The sequence below is a fragment of the Rossellomorea sp. DA94 genome (assembly GCF_029834455.1).
In the GTDB taxonomy this organism is placed as follows: Bacteria; Bacillota; Bacilli; order Bacillales; family Bacillaceae_B; genus Rossellomorea; species Rossellomorea vietnamensis.
In genome coordinates this window covers 903,014-919,139 of record NZ_CP122397.1, presented here as the reverse complement: position 1 = coordinate 919,139, position 16,126 = coordinate 903,014, and the positions used below count along the sequence as shown (strand labels likewise).

Here is a 16,126-nt window from a genome sequence, read left to right as displayed (position 1 = left end):
TAAAGCATCAAATAAAAAAAGACAAAGGCAGCTCATGCCTTTGTCTCCATCCTCTTTCTATTCAATGCCTAATTCATTTTTAATATCTTCCAAGGTCTTTCCTTTATATTTCTCCACTGGTTTCGGGGCAGAATCAACACCAGGATCGGCTTCAAGGAAATTGTATTCGACTAATTCGAAGTCCTTTGCATCAACCGTTCCGTCAAAATTCAGGTCGGCGTTTTGATCATCTGTTCCCCAGCTGTTTTTCATCTCGATCGCATCCATGATATCAATGACACTGTCCTGGTTGATGTCCCCGGCATCCTGTGTCCGCAGAGGTAAGCCATGCCACGTGCCGACAATCTTATCTTCCCGTTGATCAAAGATCGTGAACGTGGATTTGACCGGGAAGTGTCCTGGAATCGTCACTTCCATCTCGAAAGACTTATCGGTCACTGGGAGCTTCGCTATGAAGTCATTGTTGCGGACCATTTCCCCGTCATGTACGTTGCCTTCCCAATCGGTCACCTTGATGGAAACGGGAGCTTTTGAATAGTCTATATTATTGTCATATACTCCGTCGGTACCAAAGAATCCTTGGGCCTTGATGTCCCCTCTTATCTCAGAATAGCTGCGCAGCAGTTCCGGATATTGTCCTTCAAAATACCCCATTAAATTAGTCGTTTGATCATTTACGTCTGTATACTTGCTTGAGAAGGTCGGTGCCGTCACATAGTTCATTCTGTAGAATTTAGCATCCTTCGCTTCAAAAGTTACTTCTGCCATTGGAATGTCTCCATTTACTTCCACTTCCGGATTCTCCACATTTAGTTGAACATCAAGATGTCGTTTCGAACTGGTTTTTTCCTTGTCCTCATACGTAATGTCAGAATCACCATACGCAAGGAAATCCGGGTGGATCTTCACGTCCGTCAACTCAAGTTGATTACTGTCGTAATCTACTGAGAAAGATCCTTCTTTCAGTTGCTTCACATTATGAGACGACAGTGTCATCGTCAGCTTATCGCCAGCCATGAGTTCTTTTTTATCCATGGAAGCCGTGGCATATTGTGTGCCTTCTTTTACAAAGCTATTCACAATGGGTCCACCCTGTGCGAAGTTTCCGGCGGAGTCGTATGCGAAGAACCCAACAGGATACCGGCTGAGAATCGGGTTCATCAAGATTTCATCCGAAAGGTTCCCTTCACCATCAGTATTTAATACCCCTGTTGGAAATGGCGATCCATAATGATAGGCAATGTAATTATTTGTTTGGGATGCTTCGAGTCCCGCTTTCTTCATATCTTCAATGGTCTTATCAAAGAGGGACATGGAGAATGGAACCGTCTCTTGTCCTTCCTTATACTCATACACACCCGTCGGCAATGTACTTGAAAATTCCGGTGCTGTATTATCAATGAATGTATCGGTTTCTTTCGTGAACGTTTTCCCTTCACTGTTCGTCCCCACTAATCTTAGCTTGTAATGGCCTTCCGGTGCCAATGCAGGGTTGACTGAGATACGTTTATCTTCATACGGGTAATAGTAACCTGCAAAGGCAGAGTTAATGATGATTCTCTGTCCCTCATTGATCCCTGAAGCATCCATGACCCCGACCAGTCCCATTTCTTTATTCGTCTTCCCATCCACCAATACGACGCTGATCTGTTCCATAGGTGACTTCAACGTGAAATCCATTGGGGTATAATTGAATATAGCTCCGAATTGATTATTCTCTTTCGTCGAGAAGTTGAAAGCTCTGACTGATTCAAATCCTTCTTCGGAAATCCGGATACCAAATGGGATTTGATATTCTTCAGAAGGATCTTCCTCATTCACATAACGGATATATCCTTCATAGTACCCCTCTTCAGCTGTTTTAGGGATATTTAAGAATACGTTTGTTTTCTTTTTCTTCCCGGCCTTGACCTTAACCTTTTCATCAAAAGATAGATGGATTCCGTTTTTGGAAGCGTCATGGGACTGATTGGTAAACTCCACACTTCCAGTAAACGTTTTCGTCTCTTCACCGGAGTTCTCGATCATAATCGTACGCTGATCTCTCAGTGACTTGTCAATATACTGAAAGCCGAAGCTCATCCCACCGGTCTTCTCATCAATGCTCATTTCTTCTCCATTCATGAGGGTGGTTGTCTCATCAATGACCTGAAAATTCATATTTGAATGAATGGCTTCATAAGGATCCACCCTGCCGGCGCCGACTTCATAGACACTGTAATCACCGTTCATAGAATCCGCGGTGTTCATGAAGATGGACTTCACATCAGCCGGTTCCAAGTTTTGATTGGATTGTAATAATAATGCCGCCATCCCTGCTACATGGGGGGATGCCATGGATGTTCCCGATAACCTTGCATAGGCGTAATCATACGTTCCGTTTTCTTTATCGTTGATATAGGAAGGAACCGTTGATAACACCCCCACACCAGGGGCAACAATTTCAGGCTTGATATCATAATTCATTCTGGATGGGCCCCTTGAACTGAAATCGGCCAGGCGGTCACCCTCTGTGGTGATAGCCTGCATATCGCTAAAGGTAAAGGTTTCACCTTCCTGAATGCCTGCCTTCACCGCTTCTCCTTCTGCCTTTGTCAGGGAGAAGGTAGGAATGAAATCGACGCCCTCCCCAAGGAAATGAGGGATATGTCCTTCTTCACCATTGTTGTTATAAATGATGACGGCTTTCGCTCCATGCGCTGCTGCCGCTTTGATCTTATCCACAAACGCAACCTCACCACGGCTGATCAAGGCGATATTCCCGGCAACCGGCTTACCGATAAAATCATTGTTACTGGCAGCAAGACCCACATCCACAATCTGCATACTGCTATTCTCTAAATCTTCGAGATGATCACTATAGTTTCTGGCCATCAGCCGAAGATTGACGCTTTCTGCCCCATATTGACCTTTGAATGTCGCGATATCAATCGGAACATCACTTGCGCCTACCGTTAAGGCAAGGGCAGCGGTTCCAGGTGAGCCTAATGTAAAGGATTCACTTCCCGCATTACCAGCAGAAACGACAGCCGTCACTCCGCTGAGAACAGCGTTATTCACCGCTACAGAAGTCGGATACAGGGGATCATTGACACCTGCCCCAAGCGAAAGGTTGATGACATCCATTCCGTCCGCAACGGCACGATCAATCCCTGCAATGACCCCTTCACTCGACCCTCTTCCATAAGGCCCGAGGACACGGTAGCTATATAGATCGGCTTCAGGTGCCACCCCTTTTATGCTATATTCGCTTTCATTATCCCCTTCACCGGCAACCGTACCGGCCACATGAGTCCCATGTTCAGTATAATAGGAATTGCCATTCGAAAATTCCGGTAAACCGGACTCTTTCCATTCTTGATACGTTGCTTCCATAGGATCATCATCATTGTCCACGAAATCATAACCGCCTTTATAGACTTCATCCAGGTCAGGATGGTGATAATCAATCCCTGTATCAAGGACCCCCACTTTGATTCCTTTGCCGGTAAACCCTTCATTATGTAGCTTATCGACTCCTAAGTAAGGAAGGCTTTCCATCATATACTCTTCCGCTGATGGGTTAGATTGCTCCTCTGAAGGAACCGGTGGATCGATCTGAACGTCGACGTTGCTGTAGACCGCTCTTACCACATCCAGATTGATTAATTCTTCAATTCGATTAGCTGGAAGTTCTAAGGAAACACCGTTCATGGCGCTTTTAAACACCTGACCTACCTTGTAACCGTTATTACTTTTACCCTTGAACATTTTAGCTAATTCATTTTTGAAGTCTTTTTGATCCTTTTCTACATGTGCCTTTGCTTCACCAGAGTCCAGGTTCTTTCCTTCCAGTTTCGCCTTCAACTGAGCGACCTTTTCAGGATGGTGATCAAGCTGCACGATGACTTTCACCGGGCTGTCACTCTTAAGGTTAACCGTTCGATCTAAATAAAGACCTTGTTTCTCCACTGACTGAAGCTGCTTATAGTTTTCCAGCTGCTGTGGCGACATGTTGGCAAGTACGGATTCAATGGAAGTTGGTTTTTCTGCCAGGACATTCAATGCAGGAATATTCCCGGAACTGAGCAATAGGCCTGTCCCCAATGCATACACTAACATTTTTTTTCTCTTCATTTACTGATCCCATCCCCTTTATCTTAATTTTCTAACACTTTGAATATAGCATTGGTCACGCCTGTCACCTATTGGGAAAGCCCTGTAGGTAGATAGATCTGAGTTCAAAGGTTAGAAAAGGACAACAGGATGAAAGCTCTGCGCTGGAATCAAGACTGTTCGCCTAATATACGCAAGTACTGGCCCATGTTTCGATCCTCCCTGTAATTTCCTTTTAAAGTGAATATTAAGGATAAAAAGACCAGGTCTATCAGCTCATTTCACTTTCCCAAGGAGGAACATTTTCTCCTTTTCCTACTCAAAAGGGAGCAACAGAACCGTCCCCGTGCTTTTAGACGAATTAAAGAAAAGACGGCTATCATAAATGATAACCGTCTGAATGCAGGAGCTTTCCTTCATCGAAATCCTCCCACACATCATGAATAATATTGACCGTTTAATTCCTGAAGCTCATTCACCGTCACAAATGAATACCCTTCATCGGATAATGACTGAATAACCCCTTCAAGAGCCTTCAGCTCTTCACCCGTTTTATCATACATGGCATGCATTAAAATGATCGAACCCGGTATAACATGGTCGTTGACATATTTAATCTTATCATCAGCGTCCGTATAGAAGGTATCCGGTTCGATGTTCCACATAATTGTGTCTCGATCATGCTTCGATAAATAATATGGCAACCCCACAATCTTTTTCCCGTTTGGCGGTCGAAAGTCAATTTCCCCTGAATAACCAGCTTTCCGAATTAACTCGTCTGTTTTTTCGATTTCTTCTTTAATGAACGAAGGTGATTTCATAATCATCCGGTGATGAGAGTACGTATGATTTCCAATTTGATGCCCTTCTTCTACCAGTTTCTTCGCTTCTTCAGGATTCTCTTCCATTTCATGCCCGATCAGAAAGAACGTTGCTTTGATATCATACTTTTTCAACAATGCGATGATGTCATCAACATTCTCTGTGGGACCGTCATCAAACGTTAGAGCCACCACTTTTTGATTGGTTTCCACTTTCTCGGTCAGCCCTCCAAATAGTTGAAAGGTTCTTGCATTCATCAATTTAAACGCACCGAAAAACAATAAAAATATGATTACAATGACAGCTAGAATAAGAATAAGTTTCTTTTTCATCCGTTGTGATTTCCCCTTTTTAGTTTTAGTGAAGCATAAGTGAAGCATGGGGACGGTTCTCCTGCTTCCTTTTTGACTAAGATGAAGCATTAGAATCCCCTCCTCTATCATACTTCAAGATTATAGCTACAAAAAGTTCCACTCCCAAGCATGGAGTGAAGCTCAGCTATACCTTATCCGTAAAGAACAGCCTTCAAAATGGGCGAAAACATAAACAAAGAGACGTATCCCACCTTTGGCAAAGTGAGGTACGTCCCCATTTATCTATTAAATAAGAAAGTGTTGGAGGAGCGCTGGGATCGTTCCTTTTAGCAGAAACTACCTTTTACTCTTCGTGCCCAATCCATTCTAATATCGATCAAACTCCGGAGTAAGACATAAATCCACCATCTACAGGTACCGTAATCCCCGTTACAAATCCAGAGGTTTCCTCATCAACGAGCCATAGAAGTGTGCCTAATAAGTCTTCAGGTTTACCGAATCTTCGCATAGGGGTATGGGAAATGATTTTGTCTGATCTCTCTGTTAGGCTGCCATCTTCATGTGTTAATAACGACTTATTTTGCTCCGTCAAAAAGAAACCTGGAGCAATAGCGTTGATTCGAATGCCTGAGTCAGCCATGTGAACAGCTAGCCATTTGGTAAAGTTGTCGATTGCTGCTTTGGCTGCGCTATAGGCAGGTACCTTCGTCATAGGTGAAGGTGAACTCATGGACGACATATTGATGACGACTGCCCCTTTACGATTCAGCATATTCTTGGCAAATACCTGAGTAGGGATGAGTGTACCAAGAATATTCAAATCAAACACAAATCCGAAACCTTCTTGAGATAGGTCAAAAAAGGACGTTACATTCCTTTTTTCTAGATCTTCCATTTTTAATGTTTCGGTAGAAGTTGTACCCTTGGGGTGGTTTCCTCCTGCACCATTGATTAGGATGTCACAGATCCCCAGTTGGTCCGTAATCACTTTTTCAGCTTGCCTTACATTTTCTACATTAAGTACATCACAGGAGACCGAGATGGCTTCGCCACCAGCGTCCCTAATTTCCTTGGCAACCTCTTCCCCTTTTTCTACCGATCGATTCAGGATGGCTACCTTCACGCCTTGGCGCGCCAGTTCCTTAGCCATCGAACTGCAAAGAACGCCACTACCTCCCGTCACTACTGCCACTTTCCCCTTCAGGTTTTCATGCTGTGGAAGCATTAGGCATTCCTCCCGGCGCGTTCTAGTGAATCCCATATTCCCCATAGGTACATGATTCCCAATCCCCTGTCATAAAGTCCATAGCCTGGTCTGCACTCTTCTCCCCAGATATGTCTTCCATGATCTGGTCTTGCATACCCCGTAAACCCTTTTTCATGGTAAGCTTTCATGATTTCCAGTATATCGACAGAGCCATCCCTTGATCGATGGGAAGTCTCAATGAAATCACCATTCTCGTATACCTTTACATTTCGAATATGGGCAAACGGGATTCGATCTGAGAACTCCCTGACCATATCGGCTACCCGATTATCTGGGTTGGCTCCAAGGGATCCACTGCAGAGTGTCACTCCATTGGAAGGACTATCGACAAGTGAAAGGACTCTTCTGATGTTTTCTTTATTGGTGATGATCCTTGGCAATCCAAATATGGAGAAAGGGGGATCATCAGGGTGTATGCCCATTTTAATGTTGTGTTCTTCAGCAACTGGAATGATTTCTTTCAAGAAATATTCAAGGTTGTGGAATAAATCCTCTTCTGTTACGTTTTGATATGCTTCAAACAATTCTTTCAGCTTCGACAATCTTTCCGGTTCCCAGCCGGGCATGGTGAAAGAAGAGTTCTTCGAAATCTTATCTACCAACTCGAGTGGATCCATATCTTCCACTTTTTCCTTCTCGAAAAATAATGCAGTCGATCCGTCTTCCATTTCCTTGAACAAGTCAGTTCTAGTCCAATCAAAGACAGGCATGAAATTGTAGCAGATCACTTTAACACCAGCAACTGCCAGTTTTTTGATCGTTCTCTTATAGTTTTCAATGTAGGTATCACGTGAAGACAAACCTAGTTTAATATCTTCATGGACGTTTACACTTTCTACCACATCAATATTCAGCCCATTTCTTTCTGCCTGGTTCTTAACTTCATCAATTCTTTCCTGCGGCCATTCCTCTCCTGCGGGAACATCATGCAATGCCCAGACAATTCCTTCAACCCCGGGGATTTGTTTGATGTGTGCAAGAGAAATGCTGTCATTACCTTCTCCATACCATCTAAATGTCATTTTCATTGATCGAACCCCCTATTCCTATGTATATAATTTAGTTGTTCTTGCTTCTCTCACAATCTCACAATATTGTTTTGCCAGTTTTGTCACCTCATCATAGTTTCCCAGAGACGCGGGTTTTGTGAGGTCACTCCCGATCCCGATAGCTACTGCCCCACTATTGATCCACTCCGCTGCATTTTGCAGGTTCACTCCACCCGTAGGCATCACGGAGACCTGCGGAAGTGGACCTTTAATGGATTTAATGATTGAAGGCGTATACGTATTGCCAGGAAACAGTTTTACTACATCCGCCCCATATTCCATCGCTGTTTTCATTTCGGTGATGGTCATACATCCTGGCATGTAAGGAACACCATAACGATTGCACAGTTTGGCAGTTTCCGTATCAAAGCAGGGACTTACGATATATTCAGCTCCAGCCAAAATGGCAATTCTTGCTGTTTCACTATCAAGGACGCTTCCTGCTCCAAGGATGAGCTCTTCCGGTCTGAAAGTTTCTTTCAGGGAACGAATCACCTCTTCTGCTCCCGGTACAGTAAAAGTAACTTCAATGGCACTTATCCCGCCTTGGATACAAGCACTTGATATTCTTTCTGCATCGCTTTTATTTTCTGCACGCACAACGGCTACTACCCCAGACTCAAGCATTCGGTTTAATATATCGATTTTTTTAATCATCGTTTGTTACGTAACATGACGTAACTTCCCCTCCCTCATTTGAGTCTTTTACCTTTACTCTTATTTCTCGAATGAAATGACCACTTTCATGACTTCCTGCGGTGAAGTCTCTATTAGTTGAATCGCTTCATGTATTTGTTCTAGTTGAAATATCTGAGTAACCATCCCGGTGGTATCAAATGACTGTTCATTAAACATTCCAATAACCCCTGGGAATTGATTCGTTTGCAGCCTCGACCCTGTGATGGTCACTTCTTTTTTGGTAATGGGTAGTTGTTTGATTTGAGACGGTCTTTCATCAAACCCAAGGACAACCACCCTGCCCGCTACTGAGGCTACTTCAATTGCTTGTTCAAACGTTTGTGGTAGACACACCGCATCGATGACAACATTTGCACCCTCTTGCTTGGTTATCTCCATAAGCTCTTCCGTCACATTTGACCGGGAGGCATGAATGGTATAATCTGCTCCCCATTCCTTTGCAAATTCCAACCGGCTCTCATTTAAATCGCTGATGATCACGGTTGCCCCTTTCGATTTAGCGACTTTCAGGCAACAGAGTCCGATTGGTCCGGCACCCATAATAAAGACTGTATCCCCGTTCTGAACATCTCCGCGCCAGTTGGCTTGGGCACCGATCGTGAAGGGTTCGATCAGGACGGATTCTTTCCAGTCAAGGTCTCCGTTTACTTTATGGACCAATTTTTGCGGCATCACCATATATTCCTGCATACCACCGTCTCGGTGGACGCCGTAAACTTCCAGGTTACTGCACACATTTCCTCTACCTGTCCTGCAGGCATAACAATGTCCACATGACTCAATGGGCTCAATGACGACTTTATCTCCTACCGATAATCCCTCTACCCCTTCCCCGATTGCCTCTACTTCACCCGTTACCTCGTGCCCGATGACTCTCGGTAAAGTGGCAAGGGGATTTGTACCGTGATAGATGTGGATATCAGAACCACATATCCCGACCATTTTCACTTTGATCAGCACTTCCTCTTTCGCTGTAATGACCGGCTTATCTTTTTCTACAATGTTCAGATTGTGTGGCCCTGTGACTTGAACGGCTTTCATAGATTAGCAACTCCCTTTCAATAAAGACTGATTCCTCTACTTAAATAAACTAGGTAAGAACAGAGTGATTTGAGGAACGAAAGCGACCAGTAACAGTACCACTAGACTTGCCCCCAGAAAAGGCAGAAGTGCCTTAGAGGTTTTCCCGATAGATACCTTTCCGATACTGGAAGCAACGAATAGGCACACCCCAACGGGAGGCGTCGATAGTCCGATGACCAGATTCAGCACCATCATGACTCCGAAATGAACCGGGTCCATTCCAACACTTGAAGCGACCGGTAATAGTACTGGGAATAATATAACCAACGCTGCGATTGTTTCCATGAACGTCCCGACAAACAGCAGCAATAAGTTGATTAATAAAATGACGACAATCGGATTCTCTGAAATCCCCAGAATTCCATCCGCTACAAGAATAGGAATCTGTTCACTCACGAGGATCCAGCCAAACAGATTCGCGAATCCTACGAGAAACATAATGGACGCCGTGCTGACCATAGAATCGAGAAGAATTTTTGGGAGATCTTTCAGCTTGAGCTCTTTATAGACGAACATTCCGACTACCAGCGCATACACAACAGCTACAATTGATGCTTCTGTCGGGGTAAAGTATCCACCAAGTATTCCAAATAAAATGACCAGTGTCATTAGCAATGCCCAGAACGCACCTGTAAACGATTTAGCAATGACACTGATGGGCTGTCGATTTCCTTTTGGGTATTTCCGTTTCACGGAAATAACATATGTGACGGCCATTAAACTGAGTCCCAGAAGGACCCCTGGAACGGCACCAGCCAAGAAGAGATCTCCGATTGACACGCTTGCAAGTGTCCCTACGATGATCATAGGGAGTGACGGAGGGATGATTGGTCCTACTGTAGAGGATGACGATGTAACGGCTGCAGAGAAGTCGGCATCATAGCCCTCTTTTTTCATCGCTGGAATCATCACGGCACCGATACTTGCCGTATCCGCCAGGGCAGTACCCGAAATGCCGGCAAATCCCATGGAAGAACCAACATTTGCTAAGCCAAGCCCCCCTCTGATATGTCCAACGAAATTATTGGTGAAGCCGATAATTCTCTCCGTAATTCCCCCTGCATTCATTAAGTTACCTGCCAAGATAAATCCGGGTATACATAACAATACGAAAGAATTCAGCCCTGCAAACATTTTCTGAGGGACGATGGAAAGAGGAATGTCGGCCATAAGCAGATAGATGATTGAGGAAATCCCCAAGCTGAATGCAATGGGAACACTAATAAAAATTAAGATTAAAAATGAAATAAATAGGATGACTGCTAACATCAGCTTTCACTCCTTTCCTTAGGGTGGATAAATACATTCATAACGTGAAAGATTGCATAAATCGCGATAAAAACAAAAGAAATCGCTATGCTCGCGTGTATGACAGACATATCCACTGCCATCGTTGCAGATGTCTGTCCTTTCCCCACTTCGATGAATGTATAGCCGTGGTAGGCAATGACAAAGGAAAGAATGACAACGACTAAGTAGATAAATGCTTCGTAATATTCTTGTACTTTTTGAGGTAATAATCCCGTTAAGATATCAACACTTATGAATTCTTTATTTTTCAGGGCAAGTGGTGCCCCAAAGGAAATCGAATAGATAAACAGGAATCTGGTCAATTCTTCCGTCCAAACAGCTGTGTATGGCAAATAACGGGAAAGGATTTGTATCAGCACCACGACAATCACACCAAGAAACGATAGGATCGTGGCGGCTTCCAGCGTCTTCGTAAGGATATTTGTCCCCTTCATTCATCCCCACTCCTTTCTTTATAAGAAGGCATATGCTTCACATTGAACGTTCCACATATGCCTTTCATGCTTATTCCACTGCTAAAATTTCTTCATATAATTTGTATTGTTCATCCGTTAAGCTCTCTTTGATTGCCGGTTTCATCACTTCACGGAAGGCATCCTGATCGACTTCATTGAATTTCATACCTTCATCCTTCAGCTTCTGTTCATACTCTTTGATTTCTTTGTCAAAGAGATCTTCCCCGAATGCTTGAGCTTCCTTGGCAGCCTCTTTAACAGCTTTTTTGTTGTCTTCACTTAAAGCTTCGAATTGCTTGTTTCCAACCAGGATATAAATCCAGGAATACACATGTTCTGTTTCATTTACATATTTTTGCACTTCATACAATCCGCCGCTGTGAATAAGGTCAACGGGATTTTCCTGACCGTCGATTACATTTTGCTGCAAACCTGTAAATACTTCATTAAAGTCCATGACTTGTGGTTTGGCCCCTGCCGCTTTCCAAGCATCCAGGAATAACGGAACATTTGGAACACGCATGCTGAATCCTTTAAGGTCTTCAGGTGTGCTGATCGGTTTATTGGATGTTAAGTTCCGAGGTGCACGAGTATGGTAATACAGTGGCGTTAAGCCTACTTTTTCTTTAATTTCTTCTTCAATCTCCTTACCGATGTCCCCTTCTACCACTTTTTGTAAGTGATTCGCATCTCTGAACGCGTATGGAACCGCCATTAATGCAGCCTTTGGAGACCAGTTCGCCATCGTTTCCCCTGAAATGACCAGATCGGCCGTTCCAGCTTTGATGCTATTGATTGTATCTGTTTCCCCGCCTAACTGATTACTTGGATAAACAGTGATTTCAATCTGTCCATCGGTCTTTTCTTTCACTAAATCTGCAAACTCCAAAGCTGTTTTATGCCAAATATGATTTTCATCTGCCAAATGTCCAAATTTCCATTTAATTTTTTTCTCTCCGCCGCTTCCTGAAGATGATTCAGAGCCGCAAGCCGAAAGAAGTAAAATGATTGCAGTAAACATGGCCATCCATTTAAATTTTTTCATTATCGTTGTTTCCCCCTTGTATTTGATTATCGCCGTGAACACGTAAAAGAGTTATTTCTTCCCCTTGAAATTCCCCTCTCTTGAATCACTCCTTTCAAGAATATCTGGCTCATTGTTCTGACCGTAAGTAGTGATAAACGGTTTCCGGAATAGGTACTCCTTCTTTCAGGTGCCTTTCTTCCTTCAGTTGTTCAGGCTCTCCCGGCACAAGTACCTGCTTGAATCCCTCTGCCGGTTTGACCTGGTGAATTTCTTCAATCATCCCGTCCATTCCATTCAGGAAATCTTCTTTATTGGTAAAAAAGGATGGATTGATGGCACAAACATAGTGGCCCAGTTTCCTATATTGGTTGTAATCACCATACATTTTCGAAATATGTGGTCCAAAGGCTGCTCCGGCTAATAAACCTGAGAAGATATCGACCACCATTCCTAATCCGTATCCTTTTGGTCCTGCAAAAGGAGTTAAAGCGTTTACCTTATGGGGATCTGTGGTAGAGTTTCCCTCTTCATCAACTCCCCATCCGTCAGGAATGGCCGTCCCCGCTTCCTTTGCATAAAGGATTTTCCCAAGAGCAACGTTACTTGTAGCCATATCTAAAATGATTGGTTTATGGTGTTTTGCAGGGAACCCATATGCGATGGGATTTGTACCCAGAAAGGGTTCTGCCCCGCCAAACGGCACCACGATCTTATCTGTATGCGTCATGGCTACCCCTATCAACCCTTGTTGTGCTGCCTGTTGGACAAAGTAGGATAGTGCCCCACAATGGCTGCTGTTTGTGACCGTGATCATGCCGATTCCGTTCTGCTTTGCCAGTTTAATAGCTTCTTCCATCGCGTTCTTTGCTACTACATGACCGAGGCCGTCATCCCCGTTATAGATACCTGAACAAGGACCTGTCTTCTCAAAGGAGAAGGTAGGGCTCTTATTCATTCCACCCTCATCCAGCCGTCTGACATAGTGTTCCGTCCTTAGTACTCCATGGGAGCGGACACCCCTCAGGTCTGCATGTACCAGGACATCGGCAACTGTTTCTGCCTGTTGTAATGGAAGCCCGGCTCCAACAAGTTTGGCTCCTGCTAATTGCTTCAGTTCCTCATGTGATACGTTTACTTCCCCCATTATTCTCCCCACCATTTTTTAGAATGAAATACCACTTGCTACTCCATATTCGCATGCCTTTTTAACAGATCACGATGACGATTCTCCCCCTCTAAAAGGGCAAGGATGATGGCATCCATCAGCAGATGGGCGCTTTGGTCGAATTGGCTTCCAAGGGGTTGAATGGTTGCAGGCTCTTCCTCCCTGCGGTATTTGGTAGCAGCCGGTATCACCAGTGTTCCATCCGTCGATAACCCATGTCGTACAGAAGCTGTAATTAAAAATGTATTAGCTGCTTTTTCTTTCGTCTTAGTAAAATGACTAGCAAGGGAAGTCGACGTACCCGATGCACTGATCCCAATCAGAAGGTCACCTTTCTCAATACTTGGTGTAACCGTCTCACCAATGACGTACACATTGTATCCACAATGCATGAGCCTCATGGCAAATGCTTTCCCCATTAAGCCCGAGCGGCCCTCTCCATAAAGAAAAATGCGTCTTGCATCGTTGATCTTCTTCACAAGATCCTCCGTTTCTTCCATATCAATTGCATGAAGCACAAGTGAATTCTCGTGAAGGATCGTTTCAATCAGCTGCTTCATCACTCGCCAAGCCCCCCTTTCCATCAGCGTTCGATGAACTCTTGTTCTCCAAGTTGAATACGTACATCCTGAAGATAAGGGAGACCTTCATTATCCCCTGATACACTGACCACCATAGAGCCGATTGTATTGGCAAACGTCAGGATCTTTTCCAATGGCCATCCTTGCAGGACCCCATATAGAAAGCCCGCATCGAAGCCGTCACCCGCTCCTACAGTGTCCACCACTTTCCTGGGGGGGACAGGCTCTGAATGGATGATTTCACTATTGTGATATCCAACAGAACCTTCAGCTCCTTTTTTCAACGCAATATATGAAATGCCGAAGAGCTTCGATTTTTCAATGATTGCCTTCTCGTCTCTCGTATCAAACAGTATTTCAGCCTCCTCTAAGCCCGTCAGTAAAATATCTACAAAGGGAAGGAATGCTGCTAATACTTCTTTCGCTCTTTTTTTGCTCCACAATTTCAACCGGATATTCGGATCGAAGGAGACGAGGACTCCATTCCGCTTCGCTAATGTGATGGCATGCTTAATGACTTCTACATTCTTTTCATCAATTGCTGGAAACACACCGGTTATATGTAAAATTTTCGAATTGGCAATATAGGATTCTTCTAAACTTTCAGGCGTAAGGGTTAGTGTAGGAGAATTCAATCTGTAGTAAAACGTTCTTCCTGCCCCGTCTTCCAACACTTCTTTAAAATTGACCGAAGTTGGGTATCCATCTACCAACCTAAGCTGGGAAGTATCGATTCCTTCTCCCCTTACGAAGTGCTGGATATAGCGGCCAAATTCATCGTTCCCCAATCGGCTGATCCAACCCGTCTCCAGCCCAAGCCTTGCACATCCGATCGCTACATTCAATTCCGCTCCCCCTACATTTCGTTCAAATGAATGAACAAATCGCATCGGTCCTTTTGATGTCGGATTCATTGTAATCATGGCATCACCAATGGTAATGACCTCTTTCATAGTGCCAACCCCCTCTTTCTTTATGTTCTTTAACATGATTGCCGAATCATCAGTTCCGGTTGAAATCGATAAATTTGTTTCTCTTCGATAAAGTCCGGGTCTTTAATTTTATTCAGCAATAATTGAGCTGCCTGTTTCCCCATTTCATACGTCGGCTGAGCGATCGTTGTCAGTTCCGGTGTAAACAAGCTGGCAAATGATACATCATCAATCCCAATCAAAGCTAAATCGGTTGGCATGTTTATACCATTTGCCTTTATATATCTTAAGATCTCGATTAATGTTAAGTCATTCCCTGCGATCAATGCCTGGGGCGGTTCTTCAGAAGAAAGCATGTCATGCAGACCATCCTGTATCCATTCAAGTTCTAACGATTTGATATGGTCTTCCCGGATCGGAATCCCGTTCTCTTTTAACGCTCTTCTAAAGCCATTGATCCGTTCCACCCTTGGAGTTACATGTCTTTGCAACGATGTGGTCATGATGCCGATCCGGTCGTATCCTTTATTAACAAAATGATCGACCGCCATTTTTACAGCGCTTTCATTATCAAGCATGATGGAAGAGGTTTTCAGGTCTTCCACAATCCTGTCGACAAACACCAGAGGATATTTTTCTTTGACCATACTGTTGTAAAGGTCAATATTTCCACCTGTCGGAAAGATGATCAAGCCGTCCACTTGTTTGGCCCTCAACATCTCGATATACTTTCTTTCCTTCTCAGGATTATCATCCGCATTACATACAATGATGTGGAAGCCTTGTTCATTGCAGATATCCTCCACGGCACGAATCGTTTGTGTTGAAAAAGTATGTAGAATATTTGCGACGATCACACCAATGGTAGACGTCGACTTCTGCTTTAAACTTCTGGCCACAATATTCGGGTGGTACCCCAACTCTTCGATTGCCTTTTTGATACGTTCTTTTGTCTTTGGAGCCATGTAATCGTATCGTTTATTCAAATATTGAGAGACTGTACTTTTAGAAACCTCTGCATGCTGGGCCACATCTGAAATTGTAATTTTTTTCATAAACTCTACTCCATATCACCGGTACTAAATCGGTTTAGTAACAGTGAAAATTTTTTTGATTATACCATCGTACTTATTGCCTTCAAGTGAGTAAAACGGTTTACTAAATCGGTTTAGTTGTTGATTGTTTTCAATTATAAGAAAAATGAAAGCGTTTTACAATAGTTTTTTAAAAATTTTTGTATTTTTTTGAATAAATAAACAGAAATGCCTCCCCTACGTTCTGAGGAAAAGCATTTCCGAGTCTTTTATTTATTTTATAGTAATTGAC

13 protein-coding genes are annotated in these 16,126 nt (G+C 43.6%); all 13 read right to left on the bottom strand.

What is annotated here, in order from left to right; translation table 11 throughout:
• Positions 1 to 57: 57 nt before the first annotated feature.
• The 13 genes from P8596_RS04770 to P8596_RS04710 all read right to left on the bottom strand — a co-directional run bounded on the left by P8596_RS04770 (position 58) and on the right by P8596_RS04710 (position 15,855).
• On the bottom strand, positions 58 to 4,116 hold the full coding sequence (locus P8596_RS04770) for a S8 family serine peptidase (RefSeq protein WP_279726191.1): 4,059 nt from the start codon (positions 4,114 to 4,116) through the stop codon (positions 58 to 60).
• Between the two features lie 416 nt (positions 4,117 to 4,532).
• Positions 4,533 to 5,249: a polysaccharide deacetylase family protein gene (locus tag P8596_RS04765; RefSeq protein ID WP_279726966.1), complete on the bottom strand. Its 717-nt coding sequence runs from the start codon at positions 5,247 to 5,249 to the stop codon at positions 4,533 to 4,535.
• Between the two features lie 358 nt (positions 5,250 to 5,607).
• The gene (locus P8596_RS04760) at positions 5,608 to 6,456 is read right to left on the bottom strand and encodes an SDR family oxidoreductase (protein WP_279726190.1); all 849 of its coding nucleotides are present in this window, start codon (positions 6,454 to 6,456) and stop codon (positions 5,608 to 5,610) included.
• Positions 6,456 to 7,526, bottom strand: a complete 1,071-nt coding sequence (uxuA, locus tag P8596_RS04755; RefSeq protein ID WP_279726189.1) for a mannonate dehydratase — start codon at positions 7,524 to 7,526, stop codon at positions 6,456 to 6,458. Before uxuA ends, P8596_RS04760 begins: the two co-directional genes overlap by 1 nt.
• Before the next feature lie 18 nt (positions 7,527 to 7,544).
• Positions 7,545 to 8,204, bottom strand: a complete 660-nt coding sequence (locus tag P8596_RS04750) for a bifunctional 4-hydroxy-2-oxoglutarate aldolase/2-dehydro-3-deoxy-phosphogluconate aldolase (protein WP_347815202.1) — start codon at positions 8,202 to 8,204, stop codon at positions 7,545 to 7,547.
• A gap of 60 nt (positions 8,205 to 8,264) precedes the next feature.
• A complete protein-coding gene (locus tag P8596_RS04745) occupies positions 8,265 to 9,287 on the bottom strand; it encodes a zinc-binding alcohol dehydrogenase family protein (protein WP_279726184.1) in 1,023 nt (340 codons plus the stop codon).
• Positions 9,288 to 9,323: 36 nt separating this feature from the next.
• Positions 9,324 to 10,598: a TRAP transporter large permease gene (locus P8596_RS04740; protein WP_279726182.1), complete on the bottom strand. Its 1,275-nt coding sequence runs from the start codon at positions 10,596 to 10,598 to the stop codon at positions 9,324 to 9,326.
• The gene (locus P8596_RS04735) at positions 10,598 to 11,074 is read right to left on the bottom strand and encodes a TRAP transporter small permease (RefSeq protein ID WP_279726181.1); all 477 of its coding nucleotides are present in this window, start codon (positions 11,072 to 11,074) and stop codon (positions 10,598 to 10,600) included. The genes P8596_RS04740 and P8596_RS04735 overlap by 1 nt, the downstream gene beginning before the upstream one ends.
• Positions 11,075 to 11,144: 70 nt before the next feature.
• Entirely contained in the window at positions 11,145 to 12,140 is a 996-nt protein-coding gene (locus P8596_RS04730) for a TRAP transporter substrate-binding protein (RefSeq protein WP_279726180.1), read from the bottom strand.
• 109 nt (positions 12,141 to 12,249) lie between these two features.
• The gene (gene allD / locus P8596_RS04725) at positions 12,250 to 13,266 is read right to left on the bottom strand and encodes an ureidoglycolate dehydrogenase (RefSeq protein WP_279726179.1); all 1,017 of its coding nucleotides are present in this window, start codon (positions 13,264 to 13,266) and stop codon (positions 12,250 to 12,252) included.
• A gap of 38 nt (positions 13,267 to 13,304) precedes the next feature.
• Complete coding sequence (hxlB, locus tag P8596_RS04720) at positions 13,305 to 13,847, bottom strand: 6-phospho-3-hexuloisomerase (protein ID WP_279726964.1); 543 nt, start codon at positions 13,845 to 13,847, stop codon at positions 13,305 to 13,307.
• A 23-nt stretch (positions 13,848 to 13,870) separates the two neighbouring features.
• On the bottom strand, positions 13,871 to 14,821 hold the full coding sequence (locus tag P8596_RS04715; protein ID WP_279726178.1) for a sugar kinase: 951 nt from the start codon (positions 14,819 to 14,821) through the stop codon (positions 13,871 to 13,873).
• A 29-nt stretch (positions 14,822 to 14,850) separates the two neighbouring features.
• Positions 14,851 to 15,855, bottom strand: a complete 1,005-nt coding sequence (locus tag P8596_RS04710; protein WP_279726177.1) for a LacI family DNA-binding transcriptional regulator — start codon at positions 15,853 to 15,855, stop codon at positions 14,851 to 14,853.
• Positions 15,856 to 16,126 lie beyond the last annotated feature (271 nt).